Source organism: Nocardiopsis nanhaiensis (assembly GCF_054778635.1).
On record NZ_BAAGZJ010000027.1, the window covers coordinates 58,754 to 80,471 of the forward strand.

Sequence of the window (21,718 nt, forward strand, 5' to 3'; positions counted from 1 at the left end):
ACCGACGCCACGGCTCGCATGGCCCCTTGGGCCTCCTGCCACCTGGCCCGTGCGGCGTGTCCGTGTTGTCGTCACTGAGTCGTAGCCGAGGGGACGGAATCGACCGACCCCGCGCGACCAGCCCGTGAGCGGCGTCCACTTTTCTGTGTGACCTGTCCGCGAACGGATTCCACCAGGGCGATCCTGCCCTCCGAACGCGTGTTCGGAGGGGCCGCCCCTGTCACCCCGGCCCCGCCGGGACCCACTGACGACACCCTCGCGGCCACGGACACAGGACCCGGCCGCGTACACGTGAAGGATCTTCTCACGATGCCCCACCAGGCCTCCGCGACGACCGCCGTTCGCCCCTCCACGACCGAACACACCCCCCGCCCGCGCCCCGCGACCGTCTCCCTCGACGGCATCGGCGACGTGGTCGACGCCGGCCGCGTTTCCGGCTACGCCCACCTGAGCCAACGCCGACTTCCCACCATCGGACAGCTGGTCTCCGCCGCCCGGGGCGCCGCGGGGACGCTGCGCCGACCGACCCTGTGGCCGACCCGGCGCGGACGCTGGCAGCCGGCCCCGCGCAGTGCGCGACGCCACGTGAGCGGACGTTTCCGGGTGACCACCGTGGCCCTCGAACCCAACAGCTTCGTCCCCGGACCGGCCCGGCGCTCCGACCGGCCGCACAGCCTGGAGGTGCTCTACCTGGTGAGCGGGAAGGCGCACCTGATCACCTCCGGCGACGACGGCCAGATGCGCTCGGCCGCCGAGCTGGCCACGGACCGGGCCCGCGTGATGGGCGGCGTCGGCACCGCCTCCGGCCAGTGGCACCAGCACCTGGTGAACACCGGGGACGAGACCGCCGTTCTGGTCCGGGTGACCGCGTAAGCGAACCCGGTGGTACTGCGACCGCTCACTCATGGTCGCCCCGCTCCGGGACCGCCGCGCGCAACGCCCCGTCCACGGCCTCGATGGAGCGCAGCACCCCTGCGGTGCGCTGGCCTTCGGCGAGGTAGGCGCTCATGACCTGGTCGAGGGCGTGTGGTGACAGGTGGTCACGCAGGTCGACGCGGGCCGTGCGATACCCCTCTCGGGCCGCTTCCAGCGTCGCGGAGACGTACTGGCGGGCCAACCGGGAGAGGGCTACGGGGTGGCGCCGTAGGACCCCGTGCAACCGGTAGTCGGCGGGCACGTGGTCGAACAGCCATTCCAGGGCCGTCTGCTCGAAGGAGTCCGACCCGGGTGGGTGCACACTCGCGGGCCAGTCCGACGTCAGGGACTGATCGGGCATACCAGACAGCATACCCGCTGTTCGAAAACATGTTCGATGTATGAAGCTCCAAAAAGTGGAACTCGGATCAGTCGGAGTCAGCGTCGGCGGAATCGGTCGACTCCGCGGCCGCCCGCTTCTCCAGCTCCACCCGGACGGCCTGCTCCGCCGCGTCCACCGCTGCTCTGGCGGTGATCGCGTTGGTGTGTGCCCGGTCCAACTCCTCCAAAAGGATGCAGTCGAACGAGACCCGCGCATCGTGGATGGCGGCTTCCAGCTGACGTGATGCCTCTTCCAGACTCATGCCCCTCCCTTCCCCAGAAGTGGGCACCCGCACACACCTACCCCAACAGCCCCGCCCCCAGGAGCTGGCCGGAGGCCGGCCGCGAACGCTCTGCGGGCCGGGTCCCGCCGCGGACGGGAACAGAACACGGACGACGCTCGCTTCGAGCGTTGGAAGCGCGGGTAGGGGCACCGCTAGAAACCCGAAATAAGGGCATCGGTAGAACCCCGAAGCACGCGAAGCAACCTGGAGCACAGATGGTCTACCTCATCCTCGTCCTGCTCGCGATCTGGCTGATTGTCTCCATCCTCGGGATCCTGATCGAGGGACTGTTCTGGCTGGCCCTGATCGGCGGCGTCCTCTTCGTCGCCACCACCGTGTGGGGCTGGCTGCAGAACCGGCAGCGGGTCTGAACCTGCCAGGGGGACATGCTCTCCCCAGTCAGGGCTCCAACGCGGCCCTCCCGCCACCGAGGCGCCGCACGATGCCGCGTGCGCGCCCCTCGTCGCCGTCCAGGTGTTCGCGGACCGCCCGGACCGCCTCGTCGATGCAGCCCAGCGCGATCAGGTTGTGCACGCGCGAGCGCAGTTCCGCGGGAAGTTCGTCGGCCTCGCGCGGCGCGGGCACGTACCCGCCCACGTCTCGCCGGGGCGCGGACCTCGGCGGCTCCGGCTCGACTACGGCCCCCCGTGCCTCCATACGGCCGACGACCAGGCGCAGCCCGTAGAAACCCCCACCGAGAACGACCACAGCACCCAGCAGGGCGAACAGCATGAACATCAGGCTCATAACGCCCAACTACCCATACACCTCGCACAACAGACACAACAGCCGCACACTCCGGGTAATCATTCCGCCAAGGTCGGCCGACACCCGGTGACCGCTCCCCGCGCGAGCCGGAGCACGGCGTTAGGGCGTGTTCGGGTTTCCCGCCTGGACGTCCTCGGGCAGCAGGGTCTGGAGTTCGGCCACGTCAAGGGTCCCACCGGCGGCGGCAGCGGCCTCGATCCGCCGCGCCTGCCAGGTCACGCTCGCCTCGAACAGCGCGCGCACCTCGCGCCCGTTGCCCTCCGCGAAGCGTTCACCCTCCGCGGCCACCAGCTCCGAGAGCACCTCCAAGGTCTTCGCGGGCACCAGGAAGTCCGCCTCCTCGGCCATCCCCACGAAGATGTCCACCAGCTCCGCACGACTGTAGGACGGGAACTCCACAGTCCGGGAGAACCGCGAGGCCAGCTCGGGATTCCCAGCGAGGAAGGCGCGGATCTCCCGTGAGCTGCCCGCCAGGACCACCACGACCTCGTCACGGTGGCCCTCCATCAGACCGAGCAGAGTATCGACGGCTTCCTGCCCGGCCCGCTCACCCCCGGAATCTCCCCTGGTCAACAGGTGCGCATCGGACACCAGGAGGACACCTCCCCGCGCCTGTTCGAACGCCTCCCGTGTCCGCTGCTCCGTCCGGCCCCGCTCCCTCCTTCCCGGTGCTCCCACCAGGTCCGTCCGCGAGACCTCCACCACCTGGCCCCGTTCCAACACGCCCAGCGCCGCCAGCAGCTCACCGTAGATCCGCGTCACAGTGCCCCTCCCGGTCCCGGAAGAGCCCGAGAACACCAAGTGGCGCGACGGCGGCGTTCCCAGCCCGGCTGCTTGGCGCCGACGGGCAGCGGACAGCAGATCCGTCAGCCCCCGCACCTCGCGCTTGACGTCGGCCAGACCCACCATCCCGTCCAGCCGGTCCATCAGCACGCGAACCCGGCCGGTGTCCCGTGGTGTGCCGACCCCCGCGACGAGTTCGGGGTCCACCACGCCGTCCAGGTCTTCGGGCAGAACCTGGGTGAGGTCGTCGAGGGTCGTGAAACCGCCCTCCACGAGCCGGTTGGCCTGGGCCCGCACCGTCTCCTCGAACATCCTGCGCGCCTCGCGCCCGTTGCCGAACGCCTCGTCGCGCCGCTGCCTGCGGAAGTGCCGGGCCACGATGTCGCGCACGCCCTCACCCAGGTCGTATCCCTGTTCCGCGGACATCCCCGCGAAGATCCCGCTGAGCTGTTCCGGGGTGTAGTTCTCGAATGCGATCGTCCGACCCATCCTCGACCGCAGCCCGGGGTTGGCGTCGAGGAAGGTACGCATCTCACCCGAGTAGCCGGCGAAGACCAGGACGACCTCCTCGCGGAAGTCCTCCATCAGCTTGATGAGCGTGTCGATGGCCTCCTGACCGAAGTCAGTGCCGCTGCCGAAGCGCCGCGACAGCGTGTACGCCTCGTCGACGAACAGCACACCGCCCCGAGCACGCTCCACCAAGTCCGTGGTCTTGCGCGTCGTGCCACCGAGGTGCTCAGCCACCAGGTCCGCCCGGGACACCTCCAGGAACTGCCCTTTGGAGAGCACCCCCAGTGAACGCAGGATCTCCCCGTACAGCCGTGCCACCGTAGTCTTCCCGGTCCCGGGCGGCCCCGAGAACACCAAATGGCGGCTGACATTCAGCGCCGGCAGCCCCGCCTCGACCCGCTTCGCGCTCACCTGCTGGAAGTTGACGAGCGACCGGACCTCCTTCTTCACCCCGTCCAGGCCCACCATCCCCTCCAGCTCCGAGAGCAGGACTTCCAGCGGGCGCGCACGGTCCCGCACGGTCCCGTCGCCCTGAACCTCACCCGGGCATCCACCCACCGTGCCGTCACCGGTCGGTGCGGAGGACTCGGCGGCGCGCGCGGACACCCGGTCTCCGTTGCCCCCGCGGTTGCCGCTGAAGGTGCTGTACTCCAGGTACACGGAGGCGCTGTCGGAGGCGTTCAGGCCCTCGTCGTCGTTTCCGGAGACGGTGCACCGCACCAGGCGTACTCGGCCGCCCTCCTCCACCATGAGGCCGTCTCCCCGGCCGTCCCGGATCGCGGTGTCCTCCAGCGCGACCACGCCGCCGCTGCCCACCCGGACCCCGCGCTCGCCGCTGCCGGACAGGGTGGAGGACCGGATCGTGACGTGGCCGCCCTGGACGTAGACCGCGTCCTCGCCGCAGTCGGAGAGGTCGGCGTGACGGACCTGGATCTCCGTGCCGTCGAGGATGTTCAGGCCACCCTCGCGGGCCTCACGCAGCACCATGCCGCGCACCGAGATCGTGGCGTCCTCACGGCTGTGGACCCCCGATCCCACATCGTGGCCGACGATGTCCTCGAACACGCCACGGCCGCCCACGACGATGGCCATCGGGCCGTGCCAGCGGCTGACCCGGAGATCGCTCACCTCGAACCGGGACCGGACCGAGGCGATCGCGCCGCGTTCCTCCTCCCCGCTCTCGGCCACGGACATCCCCGCGACGGTCGCCCTGGCGCCGTCGGCGACCACCAGGGCCGCCTTCCCGACCCGGGTGCACCTCAGGTCGGTCATGGCCACCTCCCCGCCGTCGATGAGGACGGCGTCGGTGGCGGTGCCGTTCACGGTCAACCCTCGGGCGGTGAGCCTGCCGCCCTCGATCGCCACCCCGGTGCGGGTGGCGTCGGTGATCTCGCAGTCGTACAGGGTGCTCTCGGAGTCCCCGTGGACGAAGAAGGCGTCTGTGTCCTCCTTGCGGGCGTCCTCCACCACCAGCCGGGTGAAGACCGCCTTGGAGCGTTCGTAGACCCGGACCGGCCAGTCGTATGAGCCTGTGACCTTCAGGTCGGTGAACTCCGGCTGTGCCCGGTCCCGGACGTAGACGCCGCCCCCGTCCACGAGGGCGCAGTCGGTGATCTCCGGGGACGAGTTGGCGACGTAGAGGCTGTGCCAGTCGTCATGGGCCCCGGTGAAGACCGTCCCGCTGATCCGCGGGGAGCACCCGCCCTGGACAGCGATCACCGCCCCGGCGAAGTAGCAGTCGCGTACGCTGCCCTCACTGCCGTCCCACAGCAGTCCGCTGTCCTCGAACCGGCACCCGACGATCTCCGCGTGGGAGGACACCACGTTGACCCTCCGGGGCGCGGTGAAGACGCAGTCCACCGTCCTGACCCGAGCGCCCTTCTGCGCGTACAGGGGCGGGTACTCGTCCGAGGCGCTCCGCACGGAGACCCCGTAGATCTCCAGGTTCCCGCCCCCGTGCACGTTGAACACGTTGGTCTCGTTGGCCGCCGCGACCGTGACCGTCCCAGACCCTTCGGTGGGGACCACAACCACTCGGCGCAGAACCCCGATGACCTGGGGTTCCACATACTCCCCCGGGTCTACTTGCAAGTACAGGTCCGATCTCCTGTACCGGGGGTCCCGGATCACCTTCCCCAACGACGAGCTGGCGGCGGGATCCGTCTTCGAGACGCGGACCGTAATCATCCATCGACTCCAAAGGGGGTTGCGGCCGCGGCGCCGCGCCGGAGTGTCTGCGCTATGTACCGTATCCACCTCGGGCGCCGGGAACCCGCACCGAAGCACACCCCCGTGGCCAGGGTCGGTCAGAACCGCGGAAACGCCTCAGGCCCGCCCGGGTTTCCCGGACGGGCCTGAGTTGGCTGAGCCGCCTATCGGAATCGAACCGATGACCTATTCATTACGAGTGAATCGCTCTGCCGACTGAGCTAAGGCGGCACGACGCCACATGTCGTGTGCGGCGAAGCAGGAACCAGTCTAGCGCCTCTCACGAGTGGCACGTACAGGCTCACCCGAACCGGACACCGCACCGCCGTGTCAGGCGCATTCCATACCGTCGTCGGGCACGGCGAGTTCCATCAGGTACTCGTCGACGATCTCGTCCACGCACTCGTCACCCATCCGGTAACCCGTGTGGCCGTCGCCGTCTCTGGTGAGGAGGAACCCGGAGTCCAGCTGACCGGCGAGCGCCTCGGACCAGGCGTAGGGGGTGGCGGAGTCGCGAGTGGTACCCAGCACCATGATCGGGTCGGCCCCTTGGGCCCTGAGCTCACCGAGCGGGGCCACCGCCTCCTCCGGCCAGAAGGCACAGGGAAGCGCGCCCCAGGCGAGGGTCGGGCCGAAGGTCGGCGACGCCTCGCCCGACGCGGCGGCCGCTTCCGCGTAGGCGTCCACCTCGCGGGGTGCCTCGGAGTCGGAGCAGTTCACGGCCATGAGCGCGGCGGTCGAGTTCTCGTACTCGGCCAGGTCACCGCGCCCGTACAGGTCGTCCCCGAGCAGCAGCAGACCGGTGCCGTCACCGTCCTCCACGGCCTCCGTGAGCGCCTCCCGCACCCGCGGCCACCAGTTCTCCGAGTACAGGGCGGCGAGCACGCCCAGTTCGGCACGGGCCCGGTTGACCTCGCGGCCGTCGCCGGTGGTGCTGTCCAGCGGCTCCACGGCCGCGCTCTCCAGGAAGGCGTCCAACTCCGCGATGCCCTCCTCGACACCGGTGCCGGATTCACCGATCGGGCAGTCGGGCCGGGCCAGGCAGTCCTCCACGAAGGAGGCCAGCGCGGTCTGGAAACCCGCCGCCTGTTCCACGCTGACGCTCAGCTGGTCCTGGCTGGGGTCGATGGCGCCGTCGAGCACCAGAGCCCGCACCCGTTCCGGGAACTGCTCGGCGTACTGCGCGCCGATGTGCGTGCCGTACGAGGCGCCGAGGTAGGTGAGCTGCTCGTCACCGAGCAGGCCGCGCAGCATGTCCATGTCACGGGCGACGTCGGCGGTGCCGATGTTGCGCATGAGCTCGGGGCCGTTCTCCTCGCAGGCCTCCACGAACTCCCTGCTGTTGGCCTCGATCTCGTCGAGCCCCTCGGGGCTGAGGTCGGCGAGGTCGTCGGCACCCTCACCGTCCCCGTAGTCCGTGCCGAGGAAATCGTCGACCCCCTCAGCATCCAGACAGGTAAGCGGGGTGCTGCGGCCCACGCCCCGGGGATCGAAGCCGACCACGTCGAAGTTCTCACGGACCGTGTCGCTGACCGAATAGGGCGCGTGGTCGACGAAGTCGTAACCGGAGCCGCCGGGGCCGCCGGGGTTGACCAGCAGGGAACCGACGGCGTCGCCCTCGGCGGGGGTGCGCTTGACCGCGATCTCGATCCGCTCGCCATCAGGGTCTTCGTAGTCCAGTGGGGCCTCGAAGACCGCGCACTCGCTGTCCGGGAGGCCGCTCTCGCACTCCGCCCAGTCGAGCTCCTGCTCGGCGAAGTCCACCGGGGCCCCGTCTTCCGGAGTGCCGTCGCCTCCGCCGTCCGTCGTACAGCCGACCGCCAGCACCGCCCCGGTCAGCAGCACCGCCAACGAACCCCGAACCCTCGAACCCACCCGACACCAGCTTCCAGTCGCATCCTGTCCCGCACCATTGTCCCGGGGCGCTTCGCCGCCCTCGCCCCGGGTCTGGTCACTCGGCCCCGCGCCGCACCCCGTGCCGGAGTCGGCACCGGCCCCGCACGGGAAACCGTGCCGGGGCACGCAGGGTCCTCTGGGCACCGCAGGAAGCGCCAGGGGACCCGCAGGGGCCACGACCGGGCCCTGGCCAGCTACCCGGCCAGGAGCGCGGAGGTCATCGCCTCCATGGCGATCTGCGGGTGCACATTGGCCGCGATCCGCTCGCGACAGGCCATGATCGCGTCGATCCGGCGCAGCATGGACTCCGGGGTACCGGAACGGGCGATCCGCTCCAGGTCTCCGGAGCGCTCCCCGGTGGACAGCTCCACGGTGGCGCCCATCTGCAGGGCGAGCACGTCCCGGTAGAAGGCGGCCAGGTCGAGCAGGGCTCGGTCGTAGGAGTCCCGCTTGATCCTGGTGGCCCGGCGCTTCTGCCGCTCCTCCAGGTCCTTGAGGGCGCCGGAGGCCCCGCGGACCGCCTTGGCCACGCCCTTGCCGGTCGAACCTTCGCCGAAGGCCGCCTTGAGCTCGTCCTTCTCTTTCTCGTTGAGTGCTGTGGTGAGCGCCTTGGACTCCTCCTCGGCGATCTCGTACAGCCGGGCCGCGGAGGTGACGCAGGTACCCAGCCCGTCGAGCCGGGCCGGGATGGACAGGACCTCCTCCCGGCGGCGGCGCGCCTCCGGGTCGGTGGCCAGCTGCCGCGCCCGGTCGGTCCGCCCAGCGGAGGCACGGGCGGCGGCTTCGGCGGCGACGGGGTCCACGCCCTCGCGCTGGACGAGCGCGTCGACGATCTGGCGGGTACCCGGGGTGGCCAGGGTGACCATGCGGCAGCGGGAGCGGATGGTGATGAGGAGGTCGTCGGGTGTGGGCGTGCACAGCAGCCACACCGTCCGCGGCGAGGGCTCCTCCACCGCCTTGAGGAGGGCGTTCGAGGCGGCCTCGGTGGCCCGGTCGGCGTCCTCGAAGAGCACGATGCGGAAGTTGCCGCCGGACGGCTTGGACCCGGCTCGGAGCACCAGGTCGCGGGTGGCGGCCACACCGAAGCTCAGCCCGCTGGGCCGCACATAGAGGATGTCGGGGTGGGTTCCGGTCAGCACCTGGTGGCAGGAGCCGCAGTGCCCGCAACCCCCCTCGTCGCACTGGAGGGCGGCGGCGAAGGCCCGCGCGGCCTCCTCCCGGCCGGAGCCGGGTGGGCCGGTGAACAGCCAGGCGTGGGTCATCCCCGCCCCTGGGCCGCCCGCGAGGAGGTCGGCCGCGCCGTTGACTGCGTGGGTCAGTTGGGCGCTCGCCGTTTCCTGGCCGACAAGGTCGTCGAAGACCGTCAAGCTTCCCCCCTGGGCCGCGTGGAATGTCTGGTTACCAGGATAGGAGCCGCGGACGACACCCGGACCGTTTTCCACAGGCCCCGTTCCGCCGCTTCCCGCGGCCGATTCGGTCAACGACGCGAACCGGTCCGCCCCGTTGTCCGCACGGCCGAACCAGGTCAGAAGGCGCGCGGGGACGAACCGCGCTTCCGCCTCGGCCATCTCTCCCGGTACAGACGGCCGCACGGGGGCGCCGTCCACACGCTGAGGGGAAGCACATGTCGAAGGTACGCGGGATCGCCGTGCTGATCGCGTCCGGGGCCGCCGTCGCCGGGATCGGAGCCTCCGGAACACCCGCCCTGGCTCAGAACGGCGCTCCCAGCAGCCCGCCGGAGGTCACGGCGTCCGTCGAGGCCTCGGAGTGGCCCGAACTGGAGGAGGGCTACGTCACCTGGGAGGTGACGGTCGTCAAGTACATCCTCCACGATCTCGACTACTACGACGCCAGCAACGCCGACAAGCACTTCGACGAACGGCTGAGCGAGGCGGTCGAGGAGTACCAGCGGGACCGGAACATCCCGGAGAGCGGCGTGGTGGACGGCGAGACCTGGGCTGCGCTCACCGCGGACCTGGTCCCCATGGGGCAGGGCGACAGCGGCTACGGGGTACTGGCCGTCCAGTACGCGCTCGCCGCGGGCCACGGCTTCGACGTGCCGCAGGACGGCCTGTTCGGCCCGGCGACCCTGGATGCGGTGGTCGGGTTCCAGGACAGCGCCGACCTCCCGAACGACGGCATCGTCGGTTACACGACCTTCCAGGCCATCGTGTCCACCGGCTGGTGACGACGGCCCCGGGCCGCGGACCGACGCGACCTCCAGTACGGGGTTGTCATCGGGGCCGAAGCAGGTCAGAAGGGCCGCCGAAGCGAACCCGTCGCCTCCGGCACGGATCTACCCCAGTAGAGACGGCCGCGGGGGCGTCGTCAACAAGCGAAGGGAAGAACCATGACGAAGGCACGCGGAGTAGCCATGCTGATCGCGTCCGGGGCCGTGGTCGCGGGCGTCGGGTTCTCGGGGGCCCCGGCGCTCGCCGACGGCCCGGACACGCCGCCCGAGGTGATCTCCACGATCGAGGCGGCCGAGTGGCCCGAGCTGGCGGAGGGGCAGAACCGCTGGGAGGTGTCGGTCGTCAAGTTCATGCTCTTCGACTTCGGCTACCTCGACGTCGTCCACGCCGACGAGCACTTCGACGAGCGGTTGACCGAAGCCGTCATCGACTACCAGACCGCCAAGGACGTCGAGGCGGACGGAGTGGTGGGCACCGCCACCTGGGAGGCCCTCAGCGACGACATGGGGCTCGTCCAGACAGGTGACAGCGGCAACCTGGTGAAGGCTGTCCAGCAGGCGCTGATCGGCGGGTACGGCTACGACCTGTTGCTGGACGGCGAGTTCGGCCCGGCGACCGAAGCGGCCGTGCACGACTTCCAGGCCGCACAGGGAATCGACGACGACGGCATCGTCGGCCCGATCACCTTCCAGGCCCTCATGACCCCCGAAGACACCTCCGTCGACTGACCACCGGTCTCCGTGCCCCGGTCGGACGCGTGGGTCCCCGGCCGGGGCACGGCCATGCCGTCCCAAGCTTCCGGGGCTGGCGACCCCGGGGTTCGGGCAGATCGCCACCGGGTCGCAGACGGGCGTCCAGGTGGTCGAAGGCAGTGCCAGCAGTTCCGATCCCCACCTGACCCGAACCAGGCGTCGGTACTCGGCTCGGACCTACACCCCCAGCCGTGACCGAACAGGACTCGACACAACCCGGTCCCCCTCCCCCACAATGGAGCCCCGACTCCCCACGAGCACGGAGATCCCGTGAACCCACCCCGTCCGCACGGTTCGGGACCGCAGGGCTGCCAGCCGCCGCACGGCCCCGGCCCACAGAGCCCCCACCAGTACCCGTTCGGCTATCCCCCGCAGCCCGAGCCCCAAGGCTTGGGGACGGGGACCAAGGTCGCTCTGGGCGGTGCCGCGCTGGGCACGGCCTTCCTCGTCCTCGCCGCTGTCGCCGCCTTCGTCCGGGTACCCTCCGACGGCACACCCACCGCCCAGGACGACCCCTCCATTGCAGCAACGGACGAGGAAGCGGACCCGGACGACGCGGCCCCAAACGAGGGCTCAGCCGAGGGCGACAGCACGGACGAGTCCGCAGACGACGAGCCCGAAGGGCCGGGCACCCCTCCGGACTTCCCTGAGCACGACGTCCTCGAGGCGAGCGGCAGCGGTGACACCCTCGTCGAGGTGGAGCCTTCGTTCGACGACGTACGGATCATCTCGATGACCCACGAGGGGTCCGACGTGTTCAGCTTGTACGCCGGGGGATCCGACTCCGACTCCGCGGACCTGGTGGCCACCAAGCGAAGCCCATACGAGGGCCGGATGCTGCTCACCACGATCTTCGAGGACGACATCGGCATGCTGAAGATCGAAGCCGACGGTGACTGGGAGGTCGCCATCGAGCCGTTGACCCACGCGACCCCCTGGCGGGCGGACGAGAGCGAGTACTCCGACAGCGGCGACGACGTCCTCCAACTGCTGTGGTCCACTGGCAACTTCGCTTCCCTCAGCCTGTACCACGAAGGAGACAGGTACTTCAGCGTCAAAAGCCTCGCCGGGGATAGCAGCGACTATATGGCCAACGAACTCGGCGCCTACGAGGGAGAGGAACCCCTGCAGGAAGGCGCGGACATCTTGGAGGTCGGGGGCGACGGGGAGTGGACTCTGACCCGCTGAGCGGATCCTGGCTGGACCGGGCCACGGCGCGGAGTCCGACCGGCTCGCCAACAGCGCGAAGGGCCCCTGCCGCAGCTCGAAAGCTCGAGGCGGCAGGGGCCCTTGCGCACGGTCGGCTACTCGGGCTTGATCACCGGGATCATGCCGGTGACCGCCTCGGAGCTGGAGTCGACCGGGTCGGGCAGCAACGGCCGCACACGGCGCTGGATCTCCCGCGTGATCTTCTCCTGCGGCTCGCGGGCGTCGAGCACCAGGTACCGGTCCGGGTGCTCCTCCGCGAGCGCGCGGAAGCCCTTGCGGACGCGGGCGTGGAAGTCCGCCGACTCGGACTCGATCCGGTCGGCCGGACCGCCCAGCCGGGACAGGCCGTCCTCGGGGCGCACGTCCAGCAGCACCGTCAGGTCGGGGACCAGCTCCTGGGTCGCCCACGAGCTGACCTCGCGGATGTCGTCCACCGCCAGGTCGCGGCCGGCCCCCTGATAGGCGAGCAGCGAGTCGACGTAGCGGTCGCTGATCACCACTGCGCCGCGGCGCAGCGCCGGGAGGATCTCCTGTTCGACGTGGTCGGCCTTGTCCGCCGCGTACAGGAGCACCTCGGCGCGGTCGGTGATGTGCGAGTTCTCGCGGTCGAGCAGGATGCCGCGCAGCCGCATACCGAGCTTGGTGGCGCCCGGCTGGCGGGTACCCACCGCCTCGAACCCCTGGTCCCGCAGCCACACCGTCAGTTCACGCACCTGGGTGGACTTGCCCGCGCCCTCGCCGCCCTCGACGACGATGAAGGCACCGGTGATCCTGCTGTCCTCCTCCTCTTCGGACTGCGGGGTGATCCCGCGCAGCGCCGCGAAGAGTTCGGGAAGAAGCCCGGGCCCGGCTTCGGGCACGTCCTGGTTGGCCTGGTGGTAGGCGACGAAGGCCGCGACGAGGGCGATCAGGCCGCCCGCCATCAGGAGCAGGCCGCTGCCGTACAGGTCGTAGCTGAGCGGGCCGCCGAGGGGGATCTCGTGGTCACCGGCGAAACCGGCGGCCAGCGGGGCCAGGACCGCGCCCCCGAGGAGCGCCAGTCGGCCCGTCCCGTGCAGGAGGGCGAACCCGGCTGCGCGCTGGTCCTCCTCCACCTCGACGCTGACCAGCGACGTCCCGATTCCCCAGGCCAGGCCCGAGGCCAGGCCGAGCACGAGGACCAGGAGCGCGGTGAGGACCATGTCTGCGATCGCGCCGGAGAAGAGCAGGGCCAGACCGCCCAGGATGACGGCCAGCCCGTAGAGGCGGCGCCGGCTGAACTGCTTGAGGACGCGCGGGCCGGAGACCAGGCCCAGGCCCAGTCCCAGGAAGAGCGCTGCGACGAGGACACCGAAACCGGCGTTGCCCGCGCCGAGGTTCTCCACGTGCGGGCGCCCCACGCCGAGGACGATGCCGCCCGCGGCGGCCGTGGCAGCCAGGCCGACGACCGCGCCGCGCACCAGCGCCCCCGCACCGACCGCCGCGCGGCCTGCGAAGACGGCGCTCAGGATGTTCGCGTCGCGGTTGGGGCTCTGCGTGTCCTTGGACACCGTGTGCTTGGGCAGCGGCAGCCCGGCGACGACGATCGCCGCCACGAAGAAGGTGAGGGCGTTCAGGTAGAGGGCGACATCCGCCTCGGGGTTGGCCATGGTGGGCACGAGCGCGCCCAACACGTTGCTGACCGACGCCAGCGCGGCGAACAGCAGGGCCGCGACCGGAGCGGCACCGTATGTGGCCAGGAGGGTCAGCCGGTTGGCCTGGCCGAGCATCCGCTTGGGCACGAGCGTGGGGATCGTGGCGTCGCGCGCGGGGGTCCAGAAGAGGGCGACGATCTCCGCGAGCAGGCTCGCGATCAGCAGCCACTCCAGCGCGAAACCGGAGAACATCAGGCCGACGACCGGGATGGAGACGTAGAGGAGGCCGCGGAGGACGTCGCCGACGACCATCGTCCACCGCCGGTCCAGGCGGTCCGCGACGGCACCGGCGAGCGGGCTGAGGAGGACCGCGGGCGCCAGTTTGATGGCGACGACACCGGTGACGGCGAGGTACTGGACGAGAGTGGAGCTGTCGGCCGTGAAGATGGCCGCGAGGGACACCAGCGCCAACAGGCTCAGCCAGTCACCAAGGCTGGAGAGGGAAAGCGAGACCCACAGCCTTCGGAAGGGTGTGATCGCGAGGACGTTCTGCGCCTCGGCCGGCGCTCCCAGGGGTGCAGATCTGCTCATAGCGCTCAAGATTATCGATGAGGGGGATAGGAACTGACAGGCATCAGTCACCTGTCCATGGAATCGGGGGGTACGGGCGGAGGTCACACACGTTTCCGTGCCCCCATCCGTCCTGCACAGCGTAGTACGCAAGATCATTCCCCGACAGGGGATGAAGTTGCGTATCCGTTGCAATACACGCACGGACGCTCACCCGGGCGCCCCGCGGAGGGAACGTCCAGGTGAGCGTCACTGCTCACCGCCGACGGCGGATGCCCGTCCGGCCAGTTGGCCGCGGACACCGGTCAGGCCTCTTCGGAGGCCTTCTTGGCGGCCGTCTTCGGCTCGCCGGTCTTCTTGGCGGCGGGCTTCTTGGCCGCCGTCTTCTTCGTGGTCGTGGTCTTCTTCGCCGCGGGCTTCTTCGCCGGGGCCTTCTTCTTGGCGGGGGCCTTGGCCCGGCGGTCGGCCAGCAGCTCGGCGGCGCGTTCGTCGGTGATCGACTCGACCTCGTCACCCTTGCGCAGGGACGCGTTGACCTCTCCGTCGGTGACGTAGGGGCCGAAGCGGCCGTCCTTGACCACCATCTTGGCGCCCGACTCCGGGTCCTGTCCGAGCTCGCGCAGCGGCGGAGCCGCGGCACGGCGACCGCGCTGCTTGGGCTGCGCGAAGATCGCCTTGGCCTCCTCCAGGGTGATCGAGAAGATCTGCTCCTCGGTCTCCAGGGAGCGGCTGTCGGTGCCCTTCTTGAGGTAGGGGCCGAAGCGGCCGTTCTGCGCGGTGACGTCCTCGTCGTCGAGCTGTCCCACCACGCGGGGCAGGGACAGCAGGCGCAGCGCGTCCTCCAGGGTGACCGTGTCCAGGTCCATGCTCTTCAGCAGCGAACCGGTGCGCGGCTTGACCTTGGCCTTCGCCTTGCTCTTGGGCTTGGTCTCGCCCTCGGCGGGCGCGGCCTCCTCGATGACCTCGGTGACGTAGGGGCCGAAGCGCCCGGTCTTGGCCAGGACCGTGCGGCCGGTCTCGGGGTCGACTCCGAGCTCGCGGTCGCCGCTGGGCTGGGCGAAGAGCTCCTCGGCTTTGGCCTCGGTCAGCTCGTCCGGCGCCAGGTCCTCCGGCACGTTCACCCGGGCGCCGTCGCGGTCCAGGTAGGGACCGTAGCGGCCCACCCGCAGCACGATGTCGGTACCGGGCAGCGGGAGGGAGCTGACCTCCTTGGGGTCGATCTCGGAGAGGTGGTCGCCCACCAGCTCCTTGAGACCCATCTCCTCCTGGCCGTCGGCGTCCTGGCCGCCGAAGTAGAAGCGGCGCAGCCAAGGCAGGCTCTCGGCCTCGCCGCGGGCGATGCTGTCCAGGCTGTCCTCGAGGCGCGCGGTGAACTTGTAGTCCACCAGGTTGCCGAAGTGCCGCTCCAGCAGCTGCACGACGGCGAACGCCAGGAAGGACGGGACGAGCGCCGTGCCCTTCTTGAAGACGTAGCCCCGGTCGAGGATGGTGCCGATGATCGAGGCGTAGGTGGAGGGGCGGCCGATCTCCCGCTCCTCCAGCTCCTTCACCAGGGTGGCCTCGGTGTAGCGCGCGGGCGGCCGGGTGCTGTGCCCCTCGGCCTCCAGGCTCTGCGCCTTGACCGGGTCGCTCTCGGCCATCGGGGGCAAGCGGCGCTCGCGGTCGTCCAGGTCCGCGGCGGGGTCGTCGGACCCCTCAACGTAGGCCTTGAGGAAGCCGTGGAAGGTGATGACCTTGCCGCTGGCGCTGAACTCGGCGACCTCGCCGTTGGTGGAGGTCCCCTGGATCTTCACCGTGACGGACTCGCCGACCGCGTCCTTCATCTGGGAGGCGACGGTGCGCTTCCAGATGAGCTCGTAGAGGCGGAACTCGGGGCCGGACAGCCCGGACTGGGCAGGGGTCCGGAAGGTGTCGCCCGCGGGGCGGATCGCCTCGTGCGCCTCCTGCGCGTTCTTGACCTTCTTGGAGTACACGCGCGGCTTGTCCGGCAGGTAGTCGCCGCCGTACAGGCTCCGCACCTGGCTGCGGGCGGCCTTGATCGCGCTGTCCGACAGCGTGGTGCTGTCGGTACGCATGTACGTGATGTGCCCGTTCTCATACAGCCGCTGGGCGACCTGCATGGTCTGCTTCGCGGACAGGTTGAGCTTGCGGGACGCCTCCTGCTGGAGGGTGGTGGTGCGGAAGGGCGCGTACGGCGAGCGGCGGTAGGGCTTGCGCTCCACCGAGCTGACCGCGAACCCGGTTCCGGTCAGGCGCTCGGCCAGGCCGCGGGCGGCCGCCTCGTCCAGGTGGCGCACGTCGCGATCGGCGCGGATCGTGCCCTGGGCGGTGAAGTCGCGGCCCGCGGCGATCCGCTTGCCGTCGACGGAGACCAGGGTGGCGGGGAACGTGGCGGGCCCGTCGGCAGCACCCGCCTCGGTGGCGTCGAAGACCGCCTTGAGGTCCCAGTACTCGGCGGAGGTGAACGCCATGCGCTCGCGCTCGCGCTCGACCACCAGGCGGGTGGCGACGGACTGCACACGGCCCGCCGAGAGCTTCGGCATGACCTTCTTCCACAGCACGGGCGAGACCTCGTAGCCGTAGAGGCGGTCCAGGATGCGCCGCGTCTCCTGCGCGCTGACCAGACGGGTGTTCAGGTCACGCGTGTTGTTCTTGGCGTGCTGGATGGCGTCCTTGGTGATCTCGTTGAAGACCATCCGGCGGACGGGGATCTTGGGCTTGAGCTCCTCGCGCAGGTGCCAGGCGATGGCCTCACCCTCGCGGTCCTCATCAGTGGCGAGCAGGAGTTCGTCGGCCTCCGCCATGAGCTCCTTGAGCTTCTTGACGTGTGCCTTCTTGTCGGTGTTGACGACGTAGAGCGGCTCGAAGTCGCCTTCCACGTCGACACCGAGCCTCGCCCAGGGCTGACCCTTGTACTTCGCGGGGATCTCAGCGGCCTTGGTGGGCAGGTCACGGATGTGGCCGATGCTGGACTCCACGACGTAGCCGTGCCCCAGATAACCGGCGATGGTCTTCGCCTTGGCTGGCGACTCGACGATGACGAGAGCGGTCCCCGTCCCCTGACTTCCGTTGTCCTTCGAGCCGTTCTTGCCGGCGCTGCCCTTCTTGGGTGGCACGCTTTTTCCCCTACGTCTAGCCTTACGTGTTCTGTCGGCCGCGGTCCTTCGGTTCCGTGGGAACCGACAGTAACCGAACTACAGGCACTCCCCCGTCGGTGAGCGGGCGCGGACGGCCCTCGCGGCGTGGACCCGCCGCGGACTCCGAAACTCCACCCACCGGCACCCGCAGAATAAGCGCTACCCCGACCGGTACCGGCCCGTAACGTGCGCTACCGACCGTGGCGACGCTCTCCTTCGGACCGACGCCCACTCGGACGAGCACCTCTAACGCCCCGATCGGGTGACTTGCATCACACTTGGGCGTTCAGAGTGTCCCTGCCTCCAGAATGCGGCGAGTCCTCCCGGATATTCCCGGGAGGACTCGGCTCACGTCCGGAACGCCGCGGTCGCCACCTCCACTCTCCCGCAGTCCACCGCGTTCCATAACGGAACGGGAGCGCGGAGGCGACTCACCACGCTGCGTTTCAAAGACACAGTGCTTCGGACGCGCACGGCACTTGGTGCCGTTCGCGGGGCACGGTCCCGGTTCACCGCTTCGCCGCCCCTGGGAGTCCGGCTTCCCGCAGTCCACCGCGTTCCATAACGGAACGGGAGGCCGCACTCCCCTGGTCCGGCGAGTGGCCGTGACCGGTCACACGCCCCGCACAGGCCCTCGCGGACCCGTTGTGGTCGTTACAGGCCGATGCCCGCGGCACCCAGCAGGTCACCGACCGGGTCGACGTCCGGGATGTCGGTGGCCTCGGGCAGCTCCTCGGGCAGCTCCTCGACGAGCTCCGGGGCCTGCTCCTCGACCTGCTCGGGCGCCTGCTCGGGGGCCTCTTCCGGGGCCTGCTCGGGCGCCTGCTCGGGCACCTCTTCCGGGGCCTGCTCGGGGGCGGGCTCCTCGACGGCCCGGTCGGCGGTCTCGGTGAGGTCGTAGCCGACGGGCAGCATCTCGGAGACGGGCACCTCGGGCAGCTCACCGACGAGCGGCGCGCTGTCCGTGGCCGCGGACTGCTCCTCGGTCTCGGCACTGTGGTGCACGACCTCCGCACCGTCGCCGGTGGAGCTCGCTCCCGCCATCCCCGCCACGGCGCCGACGGCGTTGCCGGACACATTCACCGGGACGTCCAGGTCGCCGACGATCTGGTTGCCGCCGGCCAGCGAGCCGTTGCCCGAGGTCCGGATGTCGCGCTCGACGTCCTCGACCTTGGCGGTGCTGTCCGTGGAGGCCGCGCCCGCGACGCCGCCCAGGGCACCGATGGCGTTGCCGGTGACGTTCACGGGGACGTCACCGTCGACGACCAGCTGGTTGCCGCCGAGCAGGGAGCCGTTGCCCGACGTGGCGATCGACTGGTGCTCGCGGTCCGGGGCGGACTGCTGCAGGACGCCGGCGTCCACACCGGAGGTGTCCGGCAGGACCTGCGCGTTCTCGGTCACCTCGCTGACCAGGTCGGTGGCGGTGAGCTCACCGGCCTGGTGCTCGACCTCGGCGGCCTGGTGGTGCCGGACGATCGCGTCGGCGTCGGTGGCGGCCGCTCCGGCCACACCACCCACGGCACCGACCGCGTTGCCGGACACGTTCACCGGGACGTCCAGGTCGCCGACGATCTGGTTGCCGCCGATCAGCGAGCCGTTGCCCGAGGTGGCGATGTCCGGGTCGTCGCTCCCGTGACCGTGGTGGTCCTTGTCCTTGTAGCCGTAGCCGTCGTCTTCCTTGTAGCCGTAGCCGTCGTCACCGGAGCTGTGGTGCACCACGGAGTCGGCGTCGGTGGCGGCCGCTCCGGCCACACCACCCACGGCACCGACCGCGTTGCCGGACACGTTCACCGGGACGTCGCCGTCCACGACCAGCTGGTTGCCGCCGGCCAGCGAGCCGTTGCCCGACGAGCGGACGTCGTTGTGGTTGTGGTCGATCACCTTGGCGTCGGAGTCCGTGCTGGAGGCGCCCGCGATCCCGGCCACGGCGCCGACGGCGTTGCCGGTCACGTTCACGGGAACGTCCGCGTTGGCCACCGCCTGGTTGCCGCCGAGGACCGAGCCGTTGCCGCTGGTGGCCGCGTCGCTGTCGGCGTAGGCAATGCCACTGCCGAGGGCGACGAAGCCGGCCGCCAGGAGCACGGACTTCGCGGATGTGCTTGCCCACTTACGCATGTGGGAAGTCCTTTCGAGATAACAGGTTGATGAGAAGTGCATGGGCCACAGGCCGTTCCACACCCCTGGGTGGGGCGCGGGCCTTCGGCCAAGGCCGGGGATCATCCGGTCGGCTCCGCACCTGGTCGGTGCGTGGTCTGCCGGGCTGCTGAGTGCGGTCCCGTCCGTCTCCGCTGGGTGCGTACGGACGACCCCACCCCGTCGATCAGCTCCGCTCTGGTTGAGCGGCGGCTGACGTGAACCCCGAGCACATGGCCGTGGCCGGTGCTGCGGGACTCGCGTCAACCCCCGGGCGCGCGGCCCGGGAGGCCGATCAGCTCTCGCTCTTGCGGCGCCTGCCGAAGAGCAGGAGCCCGGCGCCTGCGGCGACGGTGAGGATCGCGGCGGCGACCAGCCCGGTGAGCGCGCCCTGGTCGTCACCGGTGACCGCCAGGCGGTGCTCGTCGGCGGGCGGAGCGGAGGGAGACGCGGACTCGGAAGGCGCCTCGGAGGGCTCCTCCTCCGCCTGCTCCTCGCGCTCCTTGTCCTCCGGGGGCTCCTCCTCGACGGGCTCCTCCGGCTCCTCCTCGACGGGCTCCTCCGGCTCCTCCGGATACTCGGGGTATTCGGGGTAGTAGCCGTCGTAGCCGCCGGGGTCTTCGTCGCTGTCCCGGGGAGCGCTGGTGGAACTGGCACCGGTCACGCTGGCCTCACCGTCGGTGCAGTCGGCCCCGGCGAGTCCGAGGACCGCGATGGCGTTACCGCAGACGTTGATCGGAGCGTCGATGTCGGCCTCGACCTGGTTGCCGCCACCGATCGAACCGTTTCCGCTGGTCGTGGTGTCGGCGTAGGCGATGCCCGCGGTGCTGGCGAGGAATCCGGCTGTCAGAAGGGCGGCGAATCGGACGTGGATTGTCTGGGTCATTGGATGTCCTGTCAACGAGGAGTTCTGCTGGATGCTCCTGATGACCGCGGACGGGATCCCGGCGTCAAAGCCTGGGGAAGAGAGCACGCCCACCGGGAAGGGTGAGGCGGCTGTGCGCAGGGCGCACGGACCGGCCGCGGTCTGGAGCGCGACTAGTCAGGGGAGAAGGAGGGGTCGTCCGCGGCGTCGCGGACCACCAGGGTGGGGTCACCGGGAAGGGCGACCCGCTGTGCCTGAAGCACCATGTGATCGGACCGGGCCATGAGGAATCCCGCGGCACCGGGCGTGGGGAAGGACGGGGCGGAGGCACCGGTGGTGTCCGGCCCGGCCTGGTACCCGGAGCCGCCGCCGATCAGGCGGATACGCTCCGCGGACTCGTCGTCGGAGTCCTCGTGGCCAGCGCTCTGCGACGCCTCGTCGGCCACGCGCCAGGACGTCTCGGCCACGTGTGCGGCGACCTCGTCGGCCGCGCGCGCCACCCGGTCCTGACGCTCGTCGCGCTCGTCCCGCTCCCGCTCTTCGAGCTCCTTGTCGGAACGCTGTTCCCCGGGCAGAACGGCGGCCGTGAGCTCCTCGTCGGAGCCCAGGATCGGCAGGCCCAAGGGTCCGCCGGGTTCGGTCACGGATTCGATCCCGCCGTCACCGACCGTGTCGGTCAGGCCGGAAGCCACGCCATCGACCAGGCCGGCCCCGCGCAGGGACTCGTCCGTGGACTCCACCACGTCCTGGCCGGTGCGGGCGACCCCGGTGACGAGGCCCGTGGCCTCGCGAGCGGTGTCGTCGACGGCTTGGCCGGTGTCGTCGACCACGCCGTTGGCGACCGCGCCGACCGTGCTCTCCTCAAGGGCCTCGCTGACACCCGTCTCCTGGAGCGCTGACTCGGGAAGCGAGGACGCCTGCGGAACGACAGTGTCGGCGATGGCCTCCGTGGAGGAGACGGCTCGGTCCGCGGTTTCGGAGATCCGGGTCTCCCGGATCTCGTCGGTGGCCTGATCGGCGCGTTCGGTGACGTTATCGACGTGACCGTCGCCCAGGACATCGACCCCGTCTTCGCTGAGGACACCGTCGACGTCACCCAGGACGCTGTCGACGAGCCCGCCGGACTCGGGGGAGGCCTCGCTGTGCGCGACGCCCATTCCCCCGGCCAGCCATGCGACGGCGACGATGCCGGACAGGAGCAGCAACCGGGCGTAGGTTCCACGGGCATTGCGAGCAGCGCGGCTGGAGGAAACCAGCCACCCTCGGCTCGCGAGCACCATGAATGCCCCTTCGTTTCGCTGCTGCTGGACGGTCCCGTGCGGCCGTGCCGCTTCCGGTCACACTGCGGGGCCCGATAAACGGAGACCCCGCCGAACTCAAAGCAACCGTAGCATCACGTTGGGTGACTGTGTGCGAGAAAGCAAACCGCGCCGAGAAGTTACTCGACGCGGTTCGCCCATACCGGGACATTCTCGGGTCAGCGCACAACGGCCCTGGTCAGC

Annotated in this window: 16 protein-coding genes and 1 tRNA gene; 5 read left to right on the forward strand and 12 right to left on the reverse strand. The window is 70.3% G+C overall.

Translation table 11 applies throughout. The features are described from left to right. The first annotated feature begins 309 nt into the window (after window positions 1-309). The gene (locus tag ACYVD1_RS15020; RefSeq protein ID WP_460772639.1) at window positions 310-873 is read left to right on the forward strand and encodes a hypothetical protein; all 564 of its coding nucleotides are present in this window, start codon (window positions 310-312) and stop codon (window positions 871-873) included. Window positions 874-898: 25 nt separating this feature from the next. Here ACYVD1_RS15020 and ACYVD1_RS15025 read toward each other — a convergent pair whose 3' ends face one another. After that, window positions 899-1,288: a hypothetical protein gene (locus tag ACYVD1_RS15025; protein ID WP_460772575.1), complete on the reverse strand. Its 390-nt coding sequence runs from the start codon at window positions 1,286-1,288 to the stop codon at window positions 899-901. A 55-nt stretch (window positions 1,289-1,343) separates the two neighbouring features. Further along, a complete protein-coding gene (locus tag ACYVD1_RS15030) occupies window positions 1,344-1,559 on the reverse strand; it encodes a hypothetical protein (RefSeq protein ID WP_460772577.1) in 216 nt (71 codons plus the stop codon). Between the two features lie 236 nt (window positions 1,560-1,795). Between ACYVD1_RS15030 and ACYVD1_RS15035 the strand changes: the two genes are divergently transcribed. After that, window positions 1,796-1,951 carry a hypothetical protein gene (locus ACYVD1_RS15035; protein WP_460772580.1) on the forward strand — a complete coding sequence of 52 codons (156 nt, stop codon included), beginning with the start codon at window positions 1,796-1,798 and terminating at the stop codon, window positions 1,949-1,951. Window positions 1,952-1,979: 28 nt separating this feature from the next. Here the strand turns inward: ACYVD1_RS15035 and ACYVD1_RS15040 are convergent, their stop codons facing one another. The 5 genes from ACYVD1_RS15040 to ACYVD1_RS15060 form a co-directional block, all read right to left on the reverse strand. Then, on the reverse strand, window positions 1,980-2,327 hold the full coding sequence (locus ACYVD1_RS15040) for a hypothetical protein (protein WP_460772582.1): 348 nt from the start codon (window positions 2,325-2,327) through the stop codon (window positions 1,980-1,982). A gap of 120 nt (window positions 2,328-2,447) precedes the next feature. Continuing rightward, window positions 2,448-5,828, reverse strand: a complete 3,381-nt coding sequence (locus ACYVD1_RS15045) for a right-handed parallel beta-helix repeat-containing protein (RefSeq protein ID WP_460772586.1) — start codon at window positions 5,826-5,828, stop codon at window positions 2,448-2,450. A gap of 179 nt (window positions 5,829-6,007) precedes the next feature. Then, window positions 6,008-6,080 (reverse strand) — tRNA-Thr (locus ACYVD1_RS15050). A 99-nt stretch (window positions 6,081-6,179) separates the two neighbouring features. Then, window positions 6,180-7,724: an alpha/beta hydrolase gene (locus tag ACYVD1_RS15055; RefSeq protein ID WP_460772588.1), complete on the reverse strand. Its 1,545-nt coding sequence runs from the start codon at window positions 7,722-7,724 to the stop codon at window positions 6,180-6,182. Between the two features lie 215 nt (window positions 7,725-7,939). Beyond that, the gene (locus tag ACYVD1_RS15060) at window positions 7,940-9,112 is read right to left on the reverse strand and encodes a DNA polymerase III subunit delta' (RefSeq protein WP_460772592.1); all 1,173 of its coding nucleotides are present in this window, start codon (window positions 9,110-9,112) and stop codon (window positions 7,940-7,942) included. A 257-nt stretch (window positions 9,113-9,369) separates the two neighbouring features. On the opposite strand from ACYVD1_RS15060, the gene ACYVD1_RS15065 reads away from it, so the two are divergent. The 3 genes from ACYVD1_RS15065 (at window position 9,370) to ACYVD1_RS15075 (ending at window position 11,877) form a co-directional block, all read left to right on the forward strand. After that, window positions 9,370-9,933, forward strand: a complete 564-nt coding sequence (locus ACYVD1_RS15065) for a peptidoglycan-binding domain-containing protein (protein WP_460772594.1) — start codon at window positions 9,370-9,372, stop codon at window positions 9,931-9,933. Between the two features lie 162 nt (window positions 9,934-10,095). After that, on the forward strand, window positions 10,096-10,665 hold the full coding sequence (locus ACYVD1_RS15070) for a peptidoglycan-binding domain-containing protein (protein ID WP_460772597.1): 570 nt from the start codon (window positions 10,096-10,098) through the stop codon (window positions 10,663-10,665). Between the two features lie 294 nt (window positions 10,666-10,959). Beyond that, the gene (locus tag ACYVD1_RS15075; RefSeq protein WP_460772600.1) at window positions 10,960-11,877 is read left to right on the forward strand and encodes a hypothetical protein; all 918 of its coding nucleotides are present in this window, start codon (window positions 10,960-10,962) and stop codon (window positions 11,875-11,877) included. A gap of 116 nt (window positions 11,878-11,993) precedes the next feature. Here the strand turns inward: ACYVD1_RS15075 and tmk are convergent, their stop codons facing one another. From tmk to ACYVD1_RS15100, 5 genes are all read right to left on the reverse strand, one after another. Continuing rightward, window positions 11,994-14,102 carry a dTMP kinase gene (gene tmk / locus ACYVD1_RS15080; protein WP_460772604.1) on the reverse strand — a complete coding sequence of 703 codons (2,109 nt, stop codon included), beginning with the start codon at window positions 14,100-14,102 and terminating at the stop codon, window positions 11,994-11,996. A 284-nt stretch (window positions 14,103-14,386) separates the two neighbouring features. Beyond that, window positions 14,387-17,197 carry a type I DNA topoisomerase gene (gene topA, locus ACYVD1_RS15085; RefSeq protein WP_460772607.1) on the reverse strand — a complete coding sequence of 937 codons (2,811 nt, stop codon included), beginning with the start codon at window positions 17,195-17,197 and terminating at the stop codon, window positions 14,387-14,389. Between the two features lie 675 nt (window positions 17,198-17,872). Then, window positions 17,873-19,333 (reverse strand): prolipoprotein diacylglyceryl transferase, encoded by a 1,461-nt coding sequence (locus ACYVD1_RS15090; protein WP_460772609.1) that lies wholly within the window; start codon window positions 19,331-19,333, stop codon window positions 17,873-17,875. A gap of 313 nt (window positions 19,334-19,646) precedes the next feature. Continuing rightward, entirely contained in the window at window positions 19,647-20,237 is a 591-nt protein-coding gene (locus tag ACYVD1_RS15095) for a chaplin family protein (RefSeq protein ID WP_460772611.1), read from the reverse strand. 152 nt (window positions 20,238-20,389) lie between these two features. Then, a complete protein-coding gene (locus ACYVD1_RS15100) occupies window positions 20,390-21,496 on the reverse strand; it encodes a hypothetical protein (protein WP_460772614.1) in 1,107 nt (368 codons plus the stop codon). Window positions 21,497-21,718 lie beyond the last annotated feature (222 nt).

Coding starts and splice junctions, on each gene's coding strand:
- tmk (WP_460772604.1), bottom strand. CDS start 14,102: ATGAGCAGATCTGCACCCCTGGGAGCGCCGGCCGAGGCGCAGAACGTC.
- ACYVD1_RS15100 (WP_460772614.1), bottom strand. CDS start 21,496: ATGGTGCTCGCGAGCCGAGGGTGGCTGGTTTCCTCCAGCCGCGCTGCT.
- ACYVD1_RS15025 (WP_460772575.1), bottom strand. CDS start 1,288: ATGCTGTCTGGTATGCCCGATCAGTCCCTGACGTCGGACTGGCCCGCG.
- ACYVD1_RS15030 (WP_460772577.1), bottom strand. CDS start 1,559: ATGAGTCTGGAAGAGGCATCACGTCAGCTGGAAGCCGCCATCCACGAT.
- ACYVD1_RS15090 (WP_460772609.1), bottom strand. CDS start 19,333: ATGCGTAAGTGGGCAAGCACATCCGCGAAGTCCGTGCTCCTGGCGGCC.
- ACYVD1_RS15040 (WP_460772582.1), bottom strand. CDS start 2,327: ATGAGCCTGATGTTCATGCTGTTCGCCCTGCTGGGTGCTGTGGTCGTT.
- ACYVD1_RS15070 (WP_460772597.1), top strand. CDS start 10,096: ATGACGAAGGCACGCGGAGTAGCCATGCTGATCGCGTCCGGGGCCGTG.
- ACYVD1_RS15065 (WP_460772594.1), top strand. CDS start 9,370: ATGTCGAAGGTACGCGGGATCGCCGTGCTGATCGCGTCCGGGGCCGCC.
- ACYVD1_RS15045 (WP_460772586.1), bottom strand. CDS start 5,828: ATGATTACGGTCCGCGTCTCGAAGACGGATCCCGCCGCCAGCTCGTCG.
- ACYVD1_RS15020 (WP_460772639.1), top strand. CDS start 310: ATGCCCCACCAGGCCTCCGCGACGACCGCCGTTCGCCCCTCCACGACC.
- ACYVD1_RS15095 (WP_460772611.1), bottom strand. CDS start 20,237: ATGACCCAGACAATCCACGTCCGATTCGCCGCCCTTCTGACAGCCGGA.
- ACYVD1_RS15035 (WP_460772580.1), top strand. CDS start 1,796: ATGGTCTACCTCATCCTCGTCCTGCTCGCGATCTGGCTGATTGTCTCC.